We start from the raw sequence: 19,288 nt of genomic DNA on the forward strand, positions 1-19,288 counted from the left end.
TCCATGACCGAGGAGAGCGCGGTACTGGTCGTCACCGCGCCGGGCGACGCGACCGCCGACATGGTGATCGCCCGGCTGAACCAACGAGGCGTACCCGTGGTCCGGTTCGACCCCGCCGACATCGCGTCCGGTGCCCTCGCGCTCTCCGCGCGGTTCGGCGCCTGCCCGGCCCCGATGGCCGGGCAGGTCCGTACCCCTTCGAGATTCCTGGACCTGGCGCACGTACGAGCGGTGTACTGGCGGCGCCCGACGTGGCCCACGTACGGGGGACTCGGGCACGGTGACGCGCGCTACGCCGCCGCACACGTCCGGTACGGGCTCGGCGGCGTTCTCCACGCGCTGGACGGGCCGTTGTGGGTCAACCACCCGTCGCGCGAGGCCGCCGCCGACTACAAGCCGGCGCAACTCGCACTGGCCCGACGCCTCTCTCTCGACGTGCCCTCCACGCTCGTCACCAACGACCCCGACGACGCGCGTGAGTTCATCACCACGCACGGCCCCGTGATCCACAAGCCGCTTCGCGCCACCCCGTACGAGCGCGACGGCGTCCAACTCGCCGGCTGGGCCGAGCCTGTCACCGCCGAGGAGATCGACGACAGCCTTCGCAGCGCCCCGCACCTCTTCCAGGCGCGGGTGCGGAAGGTGGCGGACGTACGGGTCCTCGTCGTCGGCCGCCGTGTCTTCGCGGTGCGCATCGACTCCGGCCTGCTCGACTGGCGCCGCGACTACTCCGCCCTCGCCTACAGCGCAATCGATCTCCCGGCCGCCCTCGCCTCGGCGCTGCGCGATTTCCTGGCGTGCTGCGGGCTGGAGTCCGGCAGCTTCGACCTCGCCCTCGACACCGAGGGCCGCCACCAGTTCCTCGAACTCAATCCGAACGGGCAGTGGGGCTGGCTGGAGGGCGCCACGGGACTGCCCCTTTCCGCCGCCGTCGCCGACTTCCTGGCCCGAGGAGAATCCGTATGAGCGACATGACCTCGGAGCGCCTGGCGCTCGCCGCCCGCATGCAGGGGGCAGGCGTCGTCGCCCACCCCGGGTGGCGGCGTGCCGTGGAGGCCGTTCCCCGTGAACTGTTCCTCCGGCCCGGCGTGTTCGTTCCCGACGCGACCGGCCGCTGGAGCCCCGTCCCCGCCGACCGTCTCGACCCCGCGCTCGCGTACAGCGACCAGTCCCTCGTCACCCAGCTCGACGACACGATCACGGCGGAGGATGTCTCGGAAGCCGTGTGGGGCACGCCCACGTCCTCGTCGACCGTCCCCTCCCTGGTCGTCGACATGCTCGGGAAGGCCGGCATCGTGCGCGGGCACAAGGTGCTGGAGATCGGCACGGGGACGGGATACTCCGCGGCCCTGATGTGCCACTGGCTCGGGGCGGAGGCCGTCACCACGGTGGAGGTCGACCCGGGGGTGGCCCGGCGCGCCCGCCTCGCGCTCGGGGAGGCCGGGTACGCGCCGGGGAGCGTGACCGGGGACGGCCTCCTCGGCTGCGCCGAGCGGGGTCCGTACGACCGGATCATCGCCACGTGCGCCGTGCGCCGCGTCCCGCAGAGCTGGCTCGGGCAGACCCGGCCGGGTGGCGTCGTCCTCGCGACGCTCGGCTCCTGGCCCAACGGCTCGGGGCTGCTGCGCCTCACCGTCGGAGAGGACGGCGGCGGGGACGGGGAGTTCCTGGGGCACACCTCGTTCATGCAGGCCCGCGCGCAGGTGCCGCCGTCCGTCGCGGGGGACCTCGCCGCCCTTGTCGCCGACGCGGACCGCGACCGTACGACGGACCTGAGCCCGTCGCTGCTCCTCGGCGGCGGGATGCCCGCCTTCCTCGCCCAGCTCACCCTTCCCGGGTCGCGGGTGATCCAGGCGGCCGGGCTCGGCACCGTGCTCGTCGACGCGGAGCGCGAGAGTTTCGCCCAGTTCCTGCCGGTCGGCGGGGAGTGGCGGGTTCGGCAGGGTGGTCCCGCGGCGCCGTGGGACGACGTCGAGACGCGCATCCGGGTGTGGCAGGCGGCCGGGAGGCCCGGGATCGAGTCCGTCCGGCTCCGTGTCACCGCCGAGGCGCACGTCTACCGGATCGGTGGGAGCCCCGGCCTGCGGTGGCGCCACCCGGTCAGCTGACCCGCTCCCCCGCCCGCCACACTTCCTCCACCAGCGGCACCCCGGGCCGGTACGCGAAGTGGACGTGGCTGGGGGCGTCCAGGATCTGGAGGTCCGCGCGGGCGCCCACCGTCAGCGCGCCCACGTCCGAGCGGCGCAGCGCCTTCGCCCCGCCCGCTGTCGCGGACCACAGGGCCTCGTCGGGGGTCATGCCCATGTCGCGGACCGCGAGGGCGAGGCAGAAGGGCATCGAGGAGGTGTAGGAGGAGCCGGGGTTGCAGTCGGTCGACAACGCCACCGTCGCTCCCGCGTCCAGCAGGCGGCGGGCGTCCGGCCACTCGGCGCGCGTGGAGAACTCCGCGCCGGGGAGCAGCGTCGCGACCGTGTCCGAGGCGGCGAGCGCGGCGACGTCCTCGTCCGTCAGGTGCGTGCAGTGGTCGGCGCTCGCCGCGCCCAGTTCGACGGCCAGTTGGACGCCGGGGCCGTACGTGAGCTGGTTGGCGTGGACGCGCGGGGTCAGGCCGCGGGCCGCGCCCGCCGTGAGGATCGCGCGGGCCTGGTCGCCGTCGAAGGCGCCCTTCTCGCAGAAGACGTCGACCCAGCGGGCGTGCGGCGCGCAGGCGTCGAGCATCGGGCCCGTCACGAGGGCCACGTACGCCGCCGGGTCGTCCGCGTACTCGGGGGCCACGATGTGCGCGCCCAGGTACGTCACCTCGTCGGTGTGGCGCGCGGCGAGCGCGAGCGCGCGGGACTCGTCGTCGACCGTCAGGCCGTACCCCGACTTCGTCTCCTGCGTCGTCGTGCCCTGCCGCAGTCCCTCGGCGAGGTGCCGTACGAGGTTCGACTCCAGCTCCGCGTCGCTCGCCGCGCGCGTCGCCGCGACCGTCGTACGGATACCGCCGGCCTCGTAACGTCGCCCGGACATGCGGGCGTTGAACTCGCGCGTGCGGTCTCCCGCGAAGACGAGGTGCGAGTGCGAGTCGACGAAGCCGGGGACGACCGCGCGCCCCCCGACGTCGTGCCGAACGTCCGCGTCGGGGGCCGCGCTCGCGGGGCCGGTCCAGGCGATCCGCTCGCCGTCGATGACGAGCGCGGCGTCCTCGATCAGGCCGAGCGGGCCGCCGTGGGCGGGGTCGTTGGTGACGAGGGAGCCGATGCCGGTGAGGAGGGTGCTGGTCATGCGCGCGCGTCCGTTCCTTCGGTGTGCAGGGCCGCGATGGTCTCCGCGAGGAGGGCCCCCGGGTCGGCGACACGGGTGTGCCGTCCGTCCCGTACGACATGCTCGCCGCCGACGACCGTGTGGCGCACGTCCGCCGCGCTGCCCGCGAAGACGGCTGTCTCGGCGCCGAGTTCGGGACCGTGCCCGGCGGTGCGGACGGTGTCGAGGGCGAGGGTCGTGAAGTCGGCGGGCGCGCCGGGCACGAGGCGGCCCGCGTCGGGGCGGCCGAGCGCGGCGTGGCCGCCGGGGCTCGCCGCGTCCAGGAGCGCCGCGGCCGTCCAGTGGCCGCGCGTGCGGGTGCGCAGACGCTCGTCCAGCTCCAGCGCGCGGGCCTCCTCGAAGAGGTCGAGGACGGCGTGGCTGTCGCTGCCGAGCGAGAGCGGGCTGCCGGCCTCCTGGAGGGCGACGGCGGGGCCGATGCCGTCCGCGAGGTCGCGCTCGGTGGTCGGGCACATGCACGTGCCCGTGCCGGAGGAGCCGATGAGGCGGATGTCCTCGTCCGTGAGGTGGGTGTTGTGGACGCCGGTGGTGCGCGGGCCCAGTACCCCGTGTTCGTGGAGGAGTTGGGTCGGCGTCATGCCGTGCGCGGCGCGGCACGCCTCGTTCTCCGCGGGCTGCTCGGAGAGGTGGACATGCAGCGGTGCCCCGCGGTCGCGCGCCCAGGCCGCGACGGTCGCGAGCTGGTCGGCCGGTACGGCGCGCACCGAGTGGATCGCCGCGCCGACGACGGTGTTGGCGTCGCCGCGCAGCCGGTCCGCGCGGCGGGCCCAGGCGTCCGCGTCGCCGTCGGTGAAGCGGAGCTGGTGGGGCTCGGGCGGGGCGCCGAAGCCGGAGGAGAAGTACGCGGTGTCGAGCAGCGTGATGCGGATTCCGGCCTCGCGCGCGGCCTCGGTCAGCGCCTCGCCCATCGCGTTGGGGTCCGCGTACGGGGTCCCGTCCGGCTGGTGGTGCACGTAGTGGAACTCGCCCACGGCCGTGATGCCGCCGAGGGCCATCTCGGCGTACACGGCGCGCGCGAGGCGGTGGTACGTGTCGGGGGTGAGGCGCGCGGCGACGCCGTACATCGTCTCGCGCCAGGTCCAGAACGTGCCGCGCGCCCGCTGCGTCGCCGCGCGCAGGGCGCGGTGGAAGGCGTGCGAGTGGGCGTTGGCGAGGCCCGGGAGGGTGAGGCCGCGCAGGATCTCGGCGCCCGGCGGGGGGCTCGGGACGCCCTCGGTGAGCGAGGCGATCCGGCCGTCCCCGCCCGCCGTGAGGACAAGTCCGGAGGCGGTGCGGGCGCCGAGCCACGCGTGTTCGAGCCAGTACGTCAGCGGCACGCCGACTCCTTCCGTCCGTCGCACGCCAGCTCCTCCAGTACGTCCGCGAGGGCGGTGACCCCCGCGTGGCAGTCGGCGCGCTCCGCGTGCTCGGCGGGGGCGTGCGAGACACCGGTCGGGTTGCGTACGAACAGCATGGCGGTCGGGATGGCGGCGGAGAGGATTCCCGCGTCGTGTCCCGCGCCGGTGGGCAGCACGGGGACCTCGCCGCCGTCGGTGCGCAGGACGCGGCCCAGTTCCTCGCGCAGCGCGTGGCCGAACTCCACGACGGGCGTGAAGGACTCCCGTACGACGGAGAGGTCGACGCCCTCGCGCGCGGCGGCGTCCCGCGCGGCCTCCTCGATCGCGGTCACGACGGTGTCCAGGGTCTCCTGGTCGGCCGCGCGCGAGTCGAGCCAGCCGCGGACGAGCGAGGGGATCGCGTTGACGCCGCCGGGGACGACGTGGAGCTTGCCGAAGGTCGCGACGGCCTGCGCGAGGGCGGCCTCGCGGCGCGCGGCGAGGACCGTCTCGGCGTACGGGAGCATCGGGTCGTGGCGGTCCACGAGCCGCGTCGTACCGGCGTGGTTGGCCTCGCCGCGCCAGTCGAAGCGCCAGCGGCCGTGCGGCCAGATCGCGCTCGCGATGCCGACCGGGTCGCCGGTCAGGTCGAGCGCGCGGCCCTGCTCGACGTGGAGTTCGACGTAGGCGGAGACGCGGTTCAGACGCGCGTGGTCGGCGCCGATCGCCTCGGGGTCGAAGCCGGCCCGCTCCATGGCCCGCGGGAGGCTGACGCCGTCCGCGTCGCGGAGCCGGAAGGCGTCCTCCTTCGTGAGCGCCCCCGCGCTGAGCCGCGAGCCGACGCAGGCGAGGCCGAAGCGGGCGCCTTCCTCGTCGGCGAAGTTGGTGATCGCGAGAGGCTTGCGGGGCGCGGCCCCGCGCTCGCGCAGGGCGTCGAGCGCGGCGAAGGCGGTGACGACGCCGAGGGGGCCGTCGTAGGCGCCGCCGTCGGGTACGGAGTCGAGGTGCGAGCCGGTGACGACGGCGTCCCGGCCCTCGGGGTCGCCGAGCCAGGCCCACTGGTTGCCGTTGCGGTCCTCCTCGTACACCAGCCCCCGGTCCGCGGCCTGCTGACGGAACCAGTCGCGTACGTCGCGGTCGGCGTCCGTCCAGGCGAAACGGCGGTAGCCGCCGCTGTCCTTGTCGCGGCCGAGCGGGGCGAGGGTGTCCCACATACGGTCGAAGTCGTCGGGGGTGCGCGATGCGGCGGGGGCCGGGGCGGGAGCCGCCCCGGCCGTACCACCGCGCGGGGCGGGCTCGCTCACGCGGCGCCGCCCTCGTGCCCGTCGCCCTCGCGCATCGGGACGCGGACGCCCTTCGCCTCCGCGACGGCCTCCGCCTCCTCGTACCCGGCGTCCACGTGCCGGATGACGCCCATGCCGGGGTCGTTGGTGAGGACGCGGCGGATCTTCTCGGCCGCGAGCGGGGTGCCGTCCGCGACCGTGACCTGGCCCGCGTGCATCGAGCGGCCCATGCCGACGCCGCCGCCCTGGTGGAGCGAGACCCAGGAGGCGCCGGAGGCGACGTTGACCATCGCGTTGAGGAGCGGCCAGTCCGCGATGGCGTCCGAGCCGTCCTTCATGGCCTCGGTCTCGCGGTACGGGGACGCGACGGAGCCCGTGTCGAGGTGGTCGCGCCCGATGACGATCGGGGCCTGGAGCTCGCCCGACGCGACCATCTCGTTGAAGCGCACGCCCGCCTTGTCGCGCTCGCCCTGGCCGAGCCAGCAGATCCGCGCGGGGAGGCCCTGGAAGTGGACGCGCTCCTGCGCCATCTTGATCCAGCGGTGCAGCGACTCGTTCTCGGGGAAGAGGTCGAGGAGCGCCTGGTCGGTCTTGTAGATGTCGCTCGCCTCGCCGGAGAGCGCGGCCCAGCGGAAGGGGCCCTTGCCCTCGCAGAAGAGCGGGCGGATGTAGGCGGGGACGAAGCCGGGGAACGCGAAGGCGCGCTCGTACCCGGCGAGCTGGGCCTCGCCGCGGATCGAGTTGCCGTAGTCGAAGACCTCGGCGCCCGCGTCCTGGAAGCCGACCATGGCCTCGACGTGCCGCGCCATCGCCTCGCGGGAGCGGCGCGTGAACTCGGCGGGCTTCTCCTTCGCGTACGCCGCCATGTCGGCGAAGTCGACGCCGACGGGGAGGTAGGCGAGCGGGTCGTGCGCGGAGGTCTGGTCGGTGACGATGTCGATGGGGGCGCCCTGGGCGAGGAGCTGGGGGACGATCTCGGCGGCGTTGCCGAGCAGGCCGATGGAGAGGGGCTCGCGGCGGTCGCGCGCGGCGGTGGCGAGTTCGAGCGCGTGCGCGACGCTGTCGGCCTTGACGTCGAGGTAACGGTGCTCGATGCGGCGCTCGATGGCGCGCGGGTCGCAGTCGACACAGATCGCCACGCCGTCGTTCATCGTCACGGCGAGCGGCTGCGCGCCGCCCATGCCGCCGAGCCCGGCGGTGAGCGTGATGGTCCCGGCGAGGGTGCCGTTGAAGCGCTTGGCGGCGACGGCCGAGAAGGTCTCGTACGTGCCCTGGAGGATGCCCTGCGTGCCGATGTAGATCCACGAACCGGCCGTCATCTGGCCGTACATCGTCAGGCCCAGCTCCTCCAGGCGGCGGAACTCGTCCCAGTTCGCCCAGTCCCCCACCAGGTTGGAGTTGGCGATGAGGACGCGCGGCGCCCACTCGTGGGTGCGCATGACGCCGACGGGGCGGCCCGACTGCACGAGCATCGTCTCGTCGTTCTTGAGGGTGCGCAGCGTGCGGATCATCGCGTCGAAGGAGTTCCAGTCGCGCGCCGCCTTGCCGGAGCCGCCGTAGACGACCAGCTCGTCGGGGTGCTCGGCCACCTCCGGGTCCAGGTTGTTCTGGAGCATCCGCAGCGCGGCCTCCTGCTGCCAGCCGAGGGCACTCAGCTCGGTGCCGCGAGGGGCGCGGACGGGGCGGGGACCGGACATGGGCTGCCTCCTGGGCGGGGGACGGGGTGCCGGGGGCCTGGGGGCGGGTCCGCTCGACACCGAGTGACTCGATTGATTCACATACTCCACTTCTGAATAGCCCTAGTCAATGGCGACGGGCGGGAGCGCCCCCTACTCGGCGACCACCGTGCCCGGCAAGGGCTCGTTCTCCGCCACGAGCCGGAGCAGACCCGGGAAGCGCAGCTCGACCTCCTCGCGGCGCAGCCGGGCACCGCGGCTGTTGCCCCGGTCCACCTGCCGCACGAGACCGGCCTCGCGCAGGACACGGAAGTGATGCGTGCGGGTCGACTTGCTCACGGGCAGCCCGAAGGACGTGCACGTGCGCTCGACGTCCTCCGACTGGCGGGCGAGGGTCGCGATGACGTGATAGCGGAGCGGATCGGAGAGGGCCTTGAGCACGGTCTGGAAGTCGAACTCCTCGACGGTGGGGTGACCTTCGGCGTCGGGCACGGGCGGATCTCCTCGGACTCGGAGGCGGGAGGGGGGCGACGGGGGAAGAGGCCGCCACGCAGCCAAGGTACTACTTGCGTGAAACCTCGGGGCCGTGCCAGGGTGAGGTTCGACGCAGGCCGTACCTATGCGGCCGGTGCTGTCGTCGCCCCCTCTCCCCACCTCCGGAGTTCTCCGTGGCCTCACCCACCGCCGACCCGCCCCGCCCCGCGGCGGCCCCGCCCGGGGGCCGCCCGGCCGGCCCGGGAAAGCTGACCCTGATCGCCGTGCTGCTCGCGGTCTTCGTCGTCCCCACCTCGATCTCCGGGACCGCCGTCGCCCTGCCGGACATCGGCGCCGGGACCGGCGCCGCGCAGGGCTCGGCCTCCCTCCAGTGGGTCGTCAACGCCTTCAACCTCTCCTTCGCCTGCTTCACCCTCGTGTGGGGCAGCCTCGCCGACCTGATCGGCCGCATCCGGGCCTTCGCACTGGGAGCCGCCGTCTTCGCCGTCGCCTCGCTGGCCTGCGCGGTCGCGCCGAACGTGTACGTGCTCGACGGGGCCCGCGCGCTCGCGGGTCTCGGCGGCGCCGCGATCTTCGCCTGCGGCAGCGCGATCATCTCCTCCGCCTTCGAGGGACCGGCCAGGGCCAAGGCGTTCGCGCTCTTCGGCACCGTCGCCGGGGTCGGCGTGGCCCTCGGGCCGACCGTCTCGGGACCGGCCGTGGACGCGCTCGGCTGGCGCTGGGTCTTCGGGCTCCAGGCGGTCGTCCTGGCCGCCGTGCTCGCCTGCGTCCCCGTGATCGCGCGGAGCGTGCGGGAGCCCGCCGGGGGCGGTGGCCGCCTGGACGTGCGCGGCGCGCTCGTCTTCGTCCTCGCCATGGCGGCGCTGACGTACGCCATCGTGCAGGGCTCGGCGTGGGGCTGGGCCTCGGCCGGGACACTCGGCCTGCTGCTCGCCTCGCTCCTCCTGTTCGCCGCCTTCGGGGCGCTCGCCAAGCGGACCGCGGCCCCGCTCCTGGACCTCTCGGCCGTACGCGACCGCCGCTTCCTCGCGTACACGCTCGTGCCGGTCGCGGCGTCCTTCGGCTTCGTGACGCAGCTGACGTACCTGCCGTCGTACCTCTCCGGCGTCGCCGGTTACAGCGCCTCGGCCGCCGGTACGACGATGCTCCTGCTGACCCTGCCCGTCCTGCTCCTGCCGATGGCGGGCGCGGGGCTCGTGGAGCGCGGCACCTCGCCGCTCGCCGTCGTCTTCGCCTCGCTCCTGTGCCTCGTCGTCGGCGACCTCGCCCTGCTGGTGCTCGGGCCGGACACCTCGCTCGTCGCCATGGCGCCCGCGATGCTCGTCACGGGCGCGGGGATGGGCCTGTCGGCCGGTCTCGTGGACGGCCAGGCGCTCGCCATGATCGAGCCCGCGAAGGCCGGGATGGCGGCGGGCTTCCTCAACACGCTGCGGCTGGGGAGCGAGGCCATCGCGGTGGCGGTGTTCGGCTCGGTGCTGGCGTCGCTGGTGGCGGGGGACGGGGCGGGCGCGGGAGGCGCGGCGTACGACGACGCCTTCCATGTCCTGCTGTGGGTGATGGCGGGCGTGTGCCTGCTGCTGGGCGTGCTCGTCGCCTCGCTCGCGCGGGGGGACGGGGAGGGGGCGGGCGGCCCCCTCCGCCGGAGCTAGGGCCTGTCGCAGTCCAGTACGCGCAGCCGCCGCTGCGTCGCCCCCTCCCCCGTCGTGACGTGCGGCGGGGCGGCTTCCTCGCGCGGGATCTCCACGAGGACGCGCTGCCCGGTCTCGTAGGCGTCCCCGGTCGGGGCGGGCACGTCGAAGCGCGCGGTCGGACCGCCGCCAGGCCCCCCGCTCGGGGATCGCAGCCAGTCGCTGACGCGGAGGGTGAGCCGTACGCGCCCGTCCGGCAGGGTGCGTACGGCCGTCAACTCGCCGCTTACGACGACGCGTTCGGAGTCGCAACGCCGCACGGTCTTGGCGGCCGCCCGGTCGTCGCTCGCGCCACCGGCGCTGTCGGCGTCCCCGCCGGAGGTGCGGGCCACGACGGTGACGAGCGTGACGCAGGCGGCGAGCGCGACGAGCCCGGCACCGATGGCGCGGGCGCGGCGCCAGGCGGGGCGGGGACGGCGCAGGAGGCGGGGCGGGATGGGGAGTTCGGGGGTGGGAGCGCGGAGCGGGGTGGCGGCGGCGCGGGTGCCGGGGGCCTCGCGGGCGTCACCGATAACGCGGTCGTCGGCCTCCTCGCGGGTGTCGGCCTCCTCGCGGTGGGCTTCCGCAGGGGGCACGGCAGCGGACTCCGCCGTGGGTTCCGCCGTGGGCTGCCCTGCGGGGGCCCTCCCGAACTCCCCTGCGGACTCCCCCGCGGACTCCCCCGCGAATTCCGTCGCGATGAGCGTGAAGGCGCGGCGGAGGCGGGCCTCCTCGGACGCCGTCGCGCCGGTCTCGGGGGAACGCCTCTGGTCGTCGTCAGCCGGTCCGGTCACCGGAATCCCCCTCCGTCTCGCTCAGCAGGGCCCGCATGCGGGCGGTGGCCGTGTGCAGCCGGCTCTTCACCGTGCCTTCGGGGACGCCGAGTTCGCGTGCGATGGCGGCGACGGGCAGGTCCACGTAGAAGCGGAGCACGAGCAGGTGCCGCTGCTCGGGCGTGAGGCGCGCGAGGGCCTCGGCGACGGTGAGCGCGAGGGTGCGGTCCTCGTCGAGCGGCCGTACGGCCTCGGGCCGCGCCCACCGCGCCGCGAGCCGGGCGCGCAAGCCGTCCTCGCGCGCCCCGGCCCGGTGCCGGTCCACGGCCACGCGCGCGGCGACGACGCCGCTCCACGCGGACGGGTTCCGTATCCCGGGGCGTCCCGGATCGGCCTGCTGCTCAAGGAGTTTGAGCCGCACCTCCTGCACCCCGTCATCCAACTCCCCCCACGGCACACCGCCGAGGACGAGCACCGCCCGCACCCGCGACACATCCACGTCCACGGCCCCCGCCGGGGGCGGCTGTTCACCCCGTCCGAGCCCACGCCCTGCGGCCATTCCCCCACCCTCCACTGCGGCTGAGGCTTAGACGCGGGAAGGGGGCGAAACGTTCGGCGGAGGTACGCTCGCCTCCCCCACCGACCCGGAGGCTCCATGCGCCGCCCCCGCCTCACCTCCTACGACGTCTCCTCGGCCGGCACCGGCCCGTACTCCCTCGCGACCGGGCCCGGACCGGGCGGCGGGGCGCTGTGGTTCACGTACGTCGCGGACGGCCGGATCGGCCGCTTCGTGCCGGGAGACGGCGGGCTCACGAGCTTCGCCGTCGCGCCGGACAGCCGCCCCACCGTTCTCACCCCGGGCCCCGACGAGGCGCTGTGGTGCACGCTGTACGGCTCGGGGCGGATCGCGCGGATCTCGTCGGACGGCGACGTACGGGAGTACGCGCCGCCCACGGCGGACTCGGGCCCGTACGGGATCGCCACGGGCCCCGACGGCGCGCTGTGGTTCACCGAGATGAACCCCGGCCGGATCGGACGGCTCACGCCCGAAGGGGAGTTCGGCGAGTTCGCGCTGCCCGTCCCCGGCGCGTTCCCCTCGATGCTCGTGGCGGGCGCGGACGGTCGCGCGCTGTGGTGCACGCTCAACCAGGCGCACGCGGTGGCCCGGATCGCGCTCGACGGCACGGTGGCGGTGCACGAGTTGCCGACGCCCGGCGCCGCCCCGGTGGGCATCGCGGCGAGTCCGGACGGCTCGCTGTGGTGCGCGGAGATCGCCGCCGGGGCGCTCGCCCGGCTCGCCCCGGACGGCCGGATCACCGAACACCCGCTGCCGGAGCGCGAGTCGGCCCGCCCGCATGCCGTCGCGGTCGCGACGGACGGCACGGTGTGGTGCACGGCCTGGGGCACGGGCCGCGTCTGCGCCCTCGCCCCGGACGGCACGGTGCTCGCGTACGAGCGGCTGCCGGGCGAGGCGCCGGAACCGCACGGCATCACGACGGGCCCGGACGGCGCGGTGTGGACGGCGCTTGAGCGGGGGGAGTTGGTACGGGTGGAGTGAGGCGACCCGGCCGGTACGGCGCGCCCCGCCCCCGCCCCTGCCCCGCCCTCCTCACTCCGCCTTGCGTGCCACCGCGCACCACATCGGCAGCGAATCGTTCGGGACGTCGTCCGCGCGCGGGTGCCAGCGGGTGAGCGGGACGACCCCGGGGTCGATGAGGTCGAGCCCGGCGGCGAACTCGCCCACACGCGCGCGGGTACGGGGGGTCGCCGCCGCGTGATCGGCGGCGCGCTCGTTGTAGACACGCATGGACTCGGCGACCTCGTCGGCGGCGATGTCGCTCGCGGGGTGCGAGAGCACGAGGAAGCTGCCGGGCGCGAGCGGCGCGAGGAGCCGCCGTACGACGTCCCAGGGGTCCTCCGCGTCGCGCAGGTACTGGAGCACCGCGATGAGCATGAGCCCCACGGGCTCGGCGAGGTCGAGGGTGCGGGCGGCCTCTTCGAGGACCTTCTCAGGTTCGCGCAGATCGGCCTGCAGGTAGTCGGTGGCACCCTCGTCGGAGCTGACGAGGAGCGCGCGGGCCTGCGCGAGGACGACCGGGTCGTTGTCCACGTAGACGATCCGGGACGCGGGCGCGACGCGCTGCGCGACCTCGTGCGTGTTGTCGGCGGCGGGGATGCCCGTACCGATGTCGAGGAACTGCCGGACGCCCCGGGCGGCGAGGTGCTCGACGGCGCGGCCGAGGAAGGCGCGGTTGGCGCGGACCGAGGGCACGATGCCGGGATTGGCGCGGGCCGCGAGTTCGGCGGCCTCCTGGTCCACCGGGTAGTGGTCCTTGCCGCCGAGCCAGACGTTGTAGACGCGGGCCGGGTGGGCCACGGCGGGGGCCGAGGAGGGGGGCGGTCGGTCGCTCATGGCGGTCACCTCGTACGGAACGGCAGCGGCACCGGGCCCTTGCGCGCGCGAGCCCGGCGGGGGTCAGTGCTCACGGTAACCGGCGGACCCGTGCCGGGCCCGCGCGGACGGCCGGAGATGATCACCGAGCGCGCGGTCCGCGCACCGCCAGGGTGCTCACCGTGCCGTCGCCCCACACGGTCGTGTTCATGAGGAGGTGGCCGTCCCCCGCGAGGACGGTGAACTCCGGTACGTACCGCTCGGTGAAGAGTCCGGCCATCGCGCTCCTGAACTGCTCCACCTCACTGCGGACGAAGTCCCACTCCTCGCCGAGCCGCACCCGCGCCCAGCCGTGGTGCGCCCCGTCGAGGCGCTCCCCCGGGGTGGCCGCGTAGTCCACCCCGAGGACGAACCCGTCCTCGGCGTCGAGGAGCCGGAACTCCTTCGCCATCCGGAACCAGCCCGCGTTGACCTTGTCGGCGAGGTCCGGCGCGTCCACGGCGGCGACCTCGTGGGCGCGCGCGTCGTGCCGCCCCTGCGCGGGCAGCGCGGACGCGGCCCCGCCCTCGGGCAGCGGCGGCATGGCCGGCTCGCCTCGCACGCGTGCGAGGAAGCGCAGCCCGGCGGGGGCGAGGAGCGCGGCCAGCTCCGTGTCATTGAAGGGCACGAACCCGACCTTACGGGACCTTCGCGGCCCCCGGCGCGGGAATACGAGACCTTCGCCCGGCCCGTCCGGCCCTCGCCCGGCCCCCGTCCCGCCCCCGGCAGCCCGCGGGCGACCGCTCACCCTTCCGCGCCCGCGCGCCGCCCCGCTTCCTCCCCGTCCCACCCCGCTGCCTCGTCGAGCCCCACGTAGAGGACGTCGCGCGCCTCCTCCGCCGCCCGCCGCAGGGCGTCCGAGAGGAAGTCGAGGAAGCGGGCGGTGTTCTCCAGGCGGATCGCGGCCGGCGTTCCCGCGCCGAGGACGCGGACGCCCTCGCGCGCGGCGGCCACGATGAGGTCGTTGGAGCGGATGCTGGCGAGGATCGACTCGTACCAGACGCCGTTGTCGATCACGTACCGCTCGCGGCGGCCCTCGGTCTGACGGCGGACGAGTCCCTGTGCCTCCATGAAGGCGATGGCCTTGGAGACGGAGGCGGGGCTGATCCCGAGCCGGCCGACGAGTTCGGCGGCGGTGAGGCCGCCCGAGTCCGTGAGTGCGAGGGCGGCCTGCACCCGGGCCGCCATCCGGGGCAGGCCGGAGGTGAGGAAGACCTCGGTGAGCGTCTCCTCGAAGGCGCGCACCGCCTCCGGGTCGCGCCCACCCGCCTCGCGCACGGCGGCTCGCGCCTCGCGGCCGGCGACCGCGGGTTCGGTTCGGCGCCGGGAGCGCTGCTCGGTGGCGCGCTGGGCGCGTTCGGCGCGGTACCCGGCGGGGCCGCCGTTGCGCATGACCTCGCGCGTGACGGTCGAGGTCGGGCGGCCGATGAGCCGGGCGATCTCGGCGTAGGCGAGGTCGTCGCCGAGGCCCTGCGCGATCCGCTTGCGCTCCTGCTGCGTGAGCCTGCCTCCGGGCACCGCGACCACCATTCCCTCGTCCGTACGCCACCTGTCCCCGCCGGGACGAGCATAGCTTTCACCGCAGTTCATTGCAACGCAAGGACGGGGCGAGCGTTGCGTTAGACGGCACTCCGTTGCAACGAAATCCCTTACATAGCCTGCGGTTTCGCGATCCGTGCACGAAATGAGCGTTGCCGCTTCCACGAACGCAACGTAGCGTTTCCATCATCGCGAACACCAACCAGCGAGAACGGACACCGCCATGACCCAGCACGCCCACACCCCCGCCTCCACCACCCCCCTCGCCGCTCCCCCCGCCCTCACCCTCACCGTCGACGTCCCCGCCGGCCGCGTCCAGGTCATCGCCACCGACCGCGCCGACGCGACGGTGGAGGTCCGCCCGGCCGACGCCGGACGGAGCCGCGACGTGAAGGCGGCCGAGACGTTCGAGGTCACGCACGGGGACGGCACCGTCCGGGTCGCGCCCGCCGCGCCCCCGCACCGCCTCCTCGGCACCTCCGGCGCCGTCGAGATCACCGTCCACGTCCCGAGCGGCACCCACCTGGAGGCGAAGGCCGCGAGCGCCGGGCTGCGCGGCGTCGGCAGGCTCGGGGACGTGACCGTCGAGGGGCAGCGCACCGACGTCAAGCTCGACGAGACGGCCGGGGCCCGCGTCACCGTGCAGGACGGCGATCTCACGATCTGCCGGCTCGGCGGCCCCGCCGAACTGCGCACCCGCCGGGGCGCGATCCGCGTCGCCGAGGCGGTACGCGGCGAGGTCACGCTCCGTACGGACAGTGGCGACATCGAGGTCGGCGCGGCCCCGGGCGTCGCGGCCGCGCTGGACGCGGAGACGCCCGCGGGCCGAATCCGCAACGCCCTCGTCAACGCCGAGCGGCCCACCCTCCACGTGCACGCCACGACGTCCCACGGCGACATCACGGCCCGCAGCCTCTGACCGACCATCCGCCCGCGACCGCGGCCCGGCCCCGCCCCGCTCACCCGTACCTGCGAAGGAGCCCACCCTCATGACCACGCACCACCACCCGAACACCCCACCTCCACCGACGAGTTCCGCGCCCCCGACCCCCGCTCCCGCCATCTCCGCCACCGCCCTCCGCAAGTCCTACGGCGACAAGACCGTCCTCGCGGGCATCGACCTCAGCGTCCCCGAGGGCACCGTGTTCGCCCTCCTCGGGCCGAACGGCGCGGGCAAGACGACGACGGTGCGGATTCTCTCCACGCTCGTCACGCCCGACGCCGGTTCCGGGCCGCTCGCGGTCGGCGGGCACGACCTGGCGCGGGAGCCGCAGGCGGTACGCGCCGCGATCGGCGTCACGGGGCAGTTCTCGGCCGTGGACGGGCTGATCACGGGCGAGGAGAACATGCTCCTGATGGCGGACCTGCACCACCTCGGCAAGCGCGAACGCCGCGCGGTGACGGCGGAGTTGCTGGAGCGCTTCGACCTGACGGCGGCGGCGCGCAAGCCCGCGTCCACGTACTCGGGCGGCATGAAGCGCCGCCTGGACCTCGCCATGACCCTCGTCGGCGGGCCGCGCATCCTGTTCCTGGACGAGCCCACGACGGGCCTCGACCCGCGCTCGCGCCACGCGATGTGGCAGCTCGTGCGCGACCTCGTCGCGGACGGCACGACCGTCTTCCTCACCACGCAATACCTCGATGAGGCAGACGAGTTGGCCGACCGGATCGCGGTACTGCACGAGGGCGGGATCGCGGCGGAGGGCTCGGCGGACGAGCTGAAGCGGCTCGTCCCCGGCGGCCACGTACGGCTGCGCTTCACCGACCCCGCGGCGTACGGGGCGGCGGCCGGAGCGCTCCCCGGCGCGGTACGGGACGAGGCGGCGCTCACGCTGCGGGTCCCCGGCGACGGCAGTCAGCGCGCCCTGCGCACGCTCCTCGACCGCCTGGACGCGACGGGCGCGGAGGCCGCCGAACTCACCGTGCACACGCCCGACTTGGACGACGTGTTCTTCGCGCTGACCGAGAGCGCCCCTGCCACCGCCACCGTCCCCACCCCCTCGAAGGAGACCCCCCGATGACCAGCCCCACCGCCCCCGCCGGCGGCTTCGCCCTCCGCGACTCCCTCACCATGCTCCGCCGCAACCTCCTCCACGCCCGCCGCTATCCCTCCCTCACCCTGAACCTCCTCCTCACCCCGATCATGCTGCTCCTCCTCTTCGTGTACGTGTTCGGCGACACGATGAGCGCGGGCATCGGCGGGGGCGGGGCCGACCGCTCCGCGTACGTCGCGTACCTGACCCCGGGCCTCCTGCTCATGACGATCGGTGCCACGGTCGTGGGAACGGCGGTGTCGGTGGCGATGGACATGAGCGAGGGGATCATCGCCCGCTTCCGCTCGATGCCGATCCACCGGGGCTCGGTGATCGTCGGGCACGTGATCAACGGCGTGCTCCAGTCGGTCGCGAGCGTTGTCCTGGTCGCGCTCGTGGCGCTGGCGATCGGCTTCCGCTCGACGGACGCGAGCGCGCTGGAGTGGCTCGCGGCGCTGGGACTGCTCGTCCTCTTCGCGACGGCGCTCACGTGGATCGCGGTCGGTATGGGACTGATCAGCCCGAACGCGGAGGCGGCGAGCAACACCGCGACACCGCTGATCCTCCTGCCCCTCCTGTCGAGCGCGTTCGTCCCGCTCGACAGCATGCCGGGCTGGATCAGGCCGATCGCCGAGTACCAGCCCTTCACCCCGGCGATCGAGACGCTGCGCGGCCTGCTCCTCGGCACGGGCATCGGCCACAACGGCTGGCTCGCGGTGGCCTGGTGCGTGGGCCTCACGGTGCTGGGCTACTTCTGGGCCACGGCGAAGTTCCAGAAGGAAGCGGAGTGAGGCTCAGTCGTGCCGCTCGGGGCTCACCTTCACCGAGTCGAGCGGCACCGACCAGTCCTGGTCGCGGGGCCCCGTCTCGACGCTCCAGTGCCCGCCGTTCTCCGGCTTGAGCTTGACGGAGACGACGGTGCCCTTCGCCGCCGCGGCCTTCGCGGCGGCGGCCGCGTCCGTGGCCCCGCCCTTCAGCAGCCGCTTCCCGCGCGCCAGGTCGTCGCTCTCGCCGCGCTCCTGATGGCTGGAGAGAACCGCCCCGCCGGCCGGGTTCACGTCGACGGCCTGGAGCGTGCCGTCCTCGGCGAGGATCTCGAACTCCCAGATCAGCCGGTCCTGCGCGTTGTCGTCGATCTCGGCCGACACGACCTTCCCCGGCGTGTGGGCGAGAGCCTTGCCGATCGCCTCGGGGGCCGGAAGCATGGCGGCGGCCCTGGCCTCGGCACGGTGCTCGTCCGCGTCGGAGCCGGTGCCCTTCTTGGGCGGGAGGGTGGACGAACCACTGGCGGAGGGGCTCGCGCTCGTACCCGCTCCCGAGGACGAGGCACTCCCGGCAGAGGGCGAGGCGCTCCCGGCGGAGGGCGAGGCACTCCCGGCGGAGGCGCTCGGAGAGGAACCACCCCCGGACGAGGACCCCCCGTCATCGCACCCGACGGCAGCCCCGCCCGCGAGCACGACACCGACGACAGCGGCGAGAACGGACGTACGCCTCATCACGTAGACCTCCGGCAAAAGGAAGACAAGTCACGCATCACGCGCGACCCGGACAGAACCCATCTTCCCCGCCCGCCCTGAAGCAGACCTGAAACGACCTGAAGAGATCTTCAGCTCCGCTCCCCGCCCCGCACCGCCCGCACCGGCCTGCGATGGCGCCTGCCGCCGACCCCTCCGCCACTACGTCCCGCCGCCCCTCACCCCTCCGACGCCGCGCGCTCCCCCGCGGGCCGACGACGCCACGCCACGTCCGTGAGGGAGGGCGGAGCCCACGCCCCGTCCGGCGGGTAGACGTCCGTGCCGGGCGGAACGATCGCGTCGAGACGGTCGAGCAACGCGTCGTCCAGCACGAGGTCCGCGCCCTTGAGCGTGGCCCGCAACTGCTCCTCGGTGCGCGGGCCGATGATCACCGAGGTGACGGCGGGATGCGCCAGCGGGAAGGCCGTGGCCAGCTCGGGAAGCGTGCGTCCCGCCTCCTCCGCCACCTCCACGAGCGCTTCCACCGTGTCCAGCTTGGCGGCGGTGAGCGCGGCGGCCGGGTCGAACCGCCCGGGGTTGATCGTGGGGCGCCCGGTGGCGAGATCCATCGGGCGGCCCTTGCGGTAGCGCCCGGTGAGGAAGCCGGAGCCGAGCGGCGCCCAGGTCAGCACCCCCATGCCCAGGCGCCGGGCGGTCGGCAGCACATCGCGTTCGATCCCGCGCGCGAGGAGCGAGTACGGCGGCTGCTCGGTGCGGAAGCGGTGCAGGCCGCGCCGGTCGGCCACGTGATGCGCCTCGACGAGGTCCTGCGCGGGGAAGGCGGAGGAGCCGAACGCGCGGATCTTCCCGGCCCGTACGAGATCGGTGAGCGCGCCCAGCGTCTCCTCGATGTCCGTCGTGTGGTCCGGACGGTGCACCTGGTAGAGGTCGATCCAGTCGGTGCCGAGCCGCCGCAGGCTCTCCTCCACCTCCCGGACGATCCAACGGCGGCTGTTGCCACCGCTGTTGGGGTCATCCCCCATCGGGAAGTGCACCTTGGTCGCGAGGACGACGTCGTCGCGCCGCCCCTTGAGCGCCTTGCCGACGATGGTCTCCGACTCACCGGCGGAGTACATGTCGGCGGTGTCCACGAAGTTCACCCCGGCGTCCAGCGCCGCGTGCGTGATCCGGACGCAGTCGTCGTGGTCGGGATTGCCGATCCCGCCGAACATCATGGTGCCGAGACAGTACGTACTCACCCGTATGCCCGTCCCGCCCAGAACCCGGTACCTCATGATCGCGCTCCCCCTTCTCC

The 19,288-nt window shown here is 74.4% G+C and carries 20 protein-coding genes; 8 read left to right on the forward strand and 12 right to left on the reverse strand.

What is annotated here, in order from left to right; all coding sequences use genetic code 11:
* The first annotated feature begins 3 nt into the window (after window positions 1-3).
* Both tgmB and tgmC read left to right on the forward strand, forming a co-directional pair.
* Complete coding sequence (tgmB, locus tag ACIP4O_RS27835; protein ID WP_401578601.1) at window positions 4-966, forward strand: ATP-grasp ribosomal peptide maturase; 963 nt, start codon at window positions 4-6, stop codon at window positions 964-966.
* Window positions 963-2,108 carry an ATP-grasp peptide maturase system methyltransferase gene (gene tgmC / locus ACIP4O_RS27840; protein WP_401578603.1) on the forward strand — a complete coding sequence of 382 codons (1,146 nt, stop codon included), beginning with the start codon at window positions 963-965 and terminating at the stop codon, window positions 2,106-2,108. Before tgmB ends, tgmC begins: the two co-directional genes overlap by 4 nt.
* Here tgmC and hutI read toward each other — a convergent pair.
* The 5 genes from hutI to ACIP4O_RS27865 all read right to left on the reverse strand — a co-directional run bounded on the left by hutI (window position 2,101) and on the right by ACIP4O_RS27865 (window position 8,073).
* On the reverse strand, window positions 2,101-3,267 hold the full coding sequence (gene hutI / locus ACIP4O_RS27845) for an imidazolonepropionase (RefSeq protein ID WP_401578605.1): 1,167 nt from the start codon (window positions 3,265-3,267) through the stop codon (window positions 2,101-2,103). The genes tgmC and hutI overlap by 8 nt on opposite strands.
* Window positions 3,264-4,622 (reverse strand): formimidoylglutamate deiminase, encoded by a 1,359-nt coding sequence (locus tag ACIP4O_RS27850; protein ID WP_401578607.1) that lies wholly within the window; start codon window positions 4,620-4,622, stop codon window positions 3,264-3,266. Before ACIP4O_RS27850 ends, hutI begins: the two co-directional genes overlap by 4 nt.
* On the reverse strand, window positions 4,613-5,836 hold the full coding sequence (locus ACIP4O_RS27855; protein ID WP_401578836.1) for an allantoate amidohydrolase: 1,224 nt from the start codon (window positions 5,834-5,836) through the stop codon (window positions 4,613-4,615). Before ACIP4O_RS27855 ends, ACIP4O_RS27850 begins: the two co-directional genes overlap by 10 nt.
* Before the next feature lie 86 nt (window positions 5,837-5,922).
* Window positions 5,923-7,602: a urocanate hydratase gene (gene hutU, locus ACIP4O_RS27860; RefSeq protein WP_401578609.1), complete on the reverse strand. Its 1,680-nt coding sequence runs from the start codon at window positions 7,600-7,602 to the stop codon at window positions 5,923-5,925.
* 132 nt (window positions 7,603-7,734) lie between these two features.
* The gene (locus ACIP4O_RS27865; RefSeq protein WP_401578611.1) at window positions 7,735-8,073 is read right to left on the reverse strand and encodes an ArsR/SmtB family transcription factor; all 339 of its coding nucleotides are present in this window, start codon (window positions 8,071-8,073) and stop codon (window positions 7,735-7,737) included.
* A gap of 176 nt (window positions 8,074-8,249) precedes the next feature.
* On the opposite strand from ACIP4O_RS27865, the gene ACIP4O_RS27870 reads away from it, so the two are divergent.
* Window positions 8,250-9,725 carry an MFS transporter gene (locus ACIP4O_RS27870; RefSeq protein WP_401578613.1) on the forward strand — a complete coding sequence of 492 codons (1,476 nt, stop codon included), beginning with the start codon at window positions 8,250-8,252 and terminating at the stop codon, window positions 9,723-9,725.
* Here ACIP4O_RS27870 and ACIP4O_RS27875 read toward each other — a convergent pair.
* Together ACIP4O_RS27875 and ACIP4O_RS27880 are read right to left on the reverse strand one after the other, a co-directional pair.
* Entirely contained in the window at window positions 9,722-10,537 is an 816-nt protein-coding gene (locus tag ACIP4O_RS27875; RefSeq protein WP_401578615.1) for a translation initiation factor IF-2, read from the reverse strand. The genes ACIP4O_RS27870 and ACIP4O_RS27875 overlap by 4 nt on opposite strands.
* Window positions 10,521-11,075, reverse strand: coding sequence for a sigma-70 family RNA polymerase sigma factor (locus ACIP4O_RS27880; protein WP_361328802.1), 555 nt, complete (start codon window positions 11,073-11,075; stop codon window positions 10,521-10,523). Before ACIP4O_RS27880 ends, ACIP4O_RS27875 begins: the two co-directional genes overlap by 17 nt.
* Window positions 11,076-11,171: 96 nt before the next feature.
* Between ACIP4O_RS27880 and ACIP4O_RS27885 the strand changes: the two genes are divergently transcribed.
* The gene (locus tag ACIP4O_RS27885) at window positions 11,172-12,074 is read left to right on the forward strand and encodes a virginiamycin B lyase (RefSeq protein ID WP_401578617.1); all 903 of its coding nucleotides are present in this window, start codon (window positions 11,172-11,174) and stop codon (window positions 12,072-12,074) included.
* A gap of 51 nt (window positions 12,075-12,125) precedes the next feature.
* Here the strand turns inward: ACIP4O_RS27885 and ACIP4O_RS27890 are convergent, their stop codons facing one another.
* The 3 genes from ACIP4O_RS27890 to ACIP4O_RS27900 all read right to left on the reverse strand — a co-directional run bounded on the left by ACIP4O_RS27890 (window position 12,126) and on the right by ACIP4O_RS27900 (window position 14,477).
* Window positions 12,126-12,929 carry an SAM-dependent methyltransferase gene (locus ACIP4O_RS27890; protein WP_401578619.1) on the reverse strand — a complete coding sequence of 268 codons (804 nt, stop codon included), beginning with the start codon at window positions 12,927-12,929 and terminating at the stop codon, window positions 12,126-12,128.
* Window positions 12,930-13,050: 121 nt separating this feature from the next.
* Complete coding sequence (locus tag ACIP4O_RS27895; protein WP_401578621.1) at window positions 13,051-13,575, reverse strand: hypothetical protein; 525 nt, start codon at window positions 13,573-13,575, stop codon at window positions 13,051-13,053.
* Window positions 13,576-13,691: 116 nt separating this feature from the next.
* Entirely contained in the window at window positions 13,692-14,477 is a 786-nt protein-coding gene (locus tag ACIP4O_RS27900; RefSeq protein WP_401578623.1) for a helix-turn-helix domain-containing protein, read from the reverse strand.
* A 232-nt stretch (window positions 14,478-14,709) separates the two neighbouring features.
* Here ACIP4O_RS27900 and ACIP4O_RS27905 point away from each other — a divergent pair, with 232 nt between their 5' ends.
* From ACIP4O_RS27905 to ACIP4O_RS27915, 3 genes are all read left to right on the forward strand, one after another.
* Window positions 14,710-15,405 (forward strand): DUF4097 family beta strand repeat-containing protein, encoded by a 696-nt coding sequence (locus ACIP4O_RS27905; RefSeq protein ID WP_401578625.1) that lies wholly within the window; start codon window positions 14,710-14,712, stop codon window positions 15,403-15,405.
* Between the two features lie 70 nt (window positions 15,406-15,475).
* Window positions 15,476-16,507 (forward strand): ATP-binding cassette domain-containing protein, encoded by a 1,032-nt coding sequence (locus ACIP4O_RS27910; RefSeq protein WP_401578627.1) that lies wholly within the window; start codon window positions 15,476-15,478, stop codon window positions 16,505-16,507.
* Window positions 16,504-17,310, forward strand: a complete 807-nt coding sequence (locus ACIP4O_RS27915; protein ID WP_401578629.1) for an ABC transporter permease — start codon at window positions 16,504-16,506, stop codon at window positions 17,308-17,310. Before ACIP4O_RS27910 ends, ACIP4O_RS27915 begins: the two co-directional genes overlap by 4 nt.
* Before the next feature lie 3 nt (window positions 17,311-17,313).
* Here ACIP4O_RS27915 and ACIP4O_RS27920 read toward each other — a convergent pair whose 3' ends face one another.
* Window positions 17,314-17,724 carry a PepSY domain-containing protein gene (locus ACIP4O_RS27920; RefSeq protein ID WP_401578631.1) on the reverse strand — a complete coding sequence of 137 codons (411 nt, stop codon included), beginning with the start codon at window positions 17,722-17,724 and terminating at the stop codon, window positions 17,314-17,316.
* A 67-nt stretch (window positions 17,725-17,791) separates the two neighbouring features.
* On the opposite strand from ACIP4O_RS27920, the gene ACIP4O_RS27925 reads away from it, so the two are divergent.
* Window positions 17,792-18,022 (forward strand): hypothetical protein, encoded by a 231-nt coding sequence (locus ACIP4O_RS27925; protein ID WP_401578632.1) that lies wholly within the window; start codon window positions 17,792-17,794, stop codon window positions 18,020-18,022.
* Between the two features lie 190 nt (window positions 18,023-18,212).
* Here the strand turns inward: ACIP4O_RS27925 and ACIP4O_RS27930 are convergent, their stop codons facing one another.
* Entirely contained in the window at window positions 18,213-19,268 is a 1,056-nt protein-coding gene (locus ACIP4O_RS27930; RefSeq protein ID WP_401578634.1) for an aldo/keto reductase, read from the reverse strand.
* Window positions 19,269-19,288 lie beyond the last annotated feature (20 nt).

The organism is Streptomyces sp. NPDC088923, from assembly GCF_044749745.1.
Taxonomy (GTDB): Bacteria; Actinomycetota; Actinomycetes; order Streptomycetales; family Streptomycetaceae; genus Streptomyces.